2 protein-coding genes are annotated in these 1,601 nt (G+C 38.8%); both read right to left on the bottom strand.

Annotation, left to right across the window (positions count from 1 at the left end; genetic code table 11):
• Window positions 1-113: 113 nt before the first annotated feature.
• Entirely contained in the window at window positions 114-983 is an 870-nt protein-coding gene (locus G6Q00_RS08130) for a hypothetical protein (RefSeq protein ID WP_163532743.1), read from the bottom strand.
• Between the two features lie 355 nt (window positions 984-1,338).
• On the bottom strand, window positions 1,339-1,601 hold a 263-nt coding region (locus tag G6Q00_RS08125), incomplete at its 5' end, for a hypothetical protein (protein WP_163532742.1).

Below are 1,601 nucleotides of genomic sequence, written 5' to 3'. Positions count from 1 at the left end.
GTTATTATTACTTTTATACTTGATATATTTCATGCAGTGTATTATACAAAATATTTATCAAATAATACATTAAAAGGGTTGTATCTCATCATATGCTCTAAAGAGCATGCGCCTTATATCCCCATAGCTAAAGCTAGGGGCTTTACGGCGCGAGTGGGTAAAATCTTAAGCGCGTGGTTTTGTAAAATACTTAAGCTATAAATCTGTGTTTCTAATTCTCTTGTGGCTAATTCTTTGCGTGTATCTAGGCTATCTAATTGTGCTTTTAGCACCTCCTCATAATAGCCCTTAATCTCTTGCACACTTAGCCGCGTTAACACCTCATTACAGGCGCTTTTAATTTGTTCTTTGAGTAACTCCGGTTCTTGTGCTAAAAAGCTATAATCTAGGCTTTCTAAAGCATTTTTCACAAGTGGGATTAAAGACTTTTCAAGCTTAGTATTAGCCTCTTGCTCTAGGTTTGCTAAAATATCCTTAGCTTTTTGCTCGATCTTATCTTGTTCACTCACAACAAAGTCTAAACACTGATCTAGCGCCTTTTGAGTCTGTGTTTTTAGTGTGGGCAACTGCTCTGCCTCTAAATGGCTTTTTAACTCCTGCTTTAGCCCACTCTCAAGCGCTTTTAATAGATTCTCCCTTTCTTGATCGTTGAGTATCTCACTCTTTAGCGCCTCCTTAGCTACTAACTCTTTGCTTTGCTCAACCATGCTAGGTAACTGCTTAAGCCCTTCAAGTTTAAGGCTATCCACTGCCTTTTTAACTTCCTCGTTGAAGTTCTCTTTAAGTGTTTCTAATTGTTCTTTAGCACATTGCTTCAAACTCTCTTGAGTGATAGCCTCTTGAATAGTGCTAGCCTCTTGCTTAATCTCTTGGCTTATAAATTCCTTAAGCTCTTGTTTGGCTAAGTTGATGATCTCCGCTCTTTGCTTTTTAGCCTCCTCCAACTCATTTAGTAATTCTTGGATTTTGTTATAAAGCTCCATGCTAATACTCCTTTAAACCTTAATAACGCCATTCTAGCGCGTTACTTGGGGGCTTTCAAGGGTTAGGTTTTGCCTCATCTTTAGTGCAAAACTCTAAATCTTTCTCAAGTCTTTCAGTGTAGATCAACAACTCTTTAAGATAATCTACAAAATGCAAACTCTTAGGCGGTCTTTCTGGTTTGATAATATTACACTTAGTGGGGATATAAACCTTTTGATAGACTATGCGGGGGGTGCATGCGGTGAGTAGGAGGGGTTAGGGTAAGGGTTAGGGGGTGGTGTTTGTTGACTTTTAAAAGGTTGTTAGTTATTATCGTGGAATGCCTCTGTTGACTAGAGTACCCCATGTCAACTTTTAAGGCGTGCTTGGTCGGACATCTGCACGCGGGGGCTTGTCAACCTTATAAGCGGTTATGATCCAATAATTATTACCTTGTTTATCCCACCCTTGCGATAATCCGACTTTAAAGTTTTCGTTGTATTTTGCGTAATGAATAGTTTTTATACCCCGTACTTCTTTAAGCTCCCCATTTTTTACTATTTCCTCTAACCCATTGCCTAACTTCTCATAAGCACTATTCCCCTCAAATGGGCTAAAGTCATCTAGGTGTTTTTCTA

The sequence above is a fragment of the Helicobacter suis genome (assembly GCF_902196125.1).
Taxonomy (GTDB): domain Bacteria; phylum Campylobacterota; class Campylobacteria; order Campylobacterales; family Helicobacteraceae; genus Helicobacter; species Helicobacter suis_B.
Note: the sequence above shows the minus strand (reverse complement) of the source record. Positions and strands in the feature narration are given on the sequence as shown.

Coding starts and splice junctions, on each gene's coding strand:
- G6Q00_RS08130 (WP_163532743.1), bottom strand. CDS start 983: ATGGAGCTTTATAACAAAATCCAAGAATTACTAAATGAGTTGGAGGAG.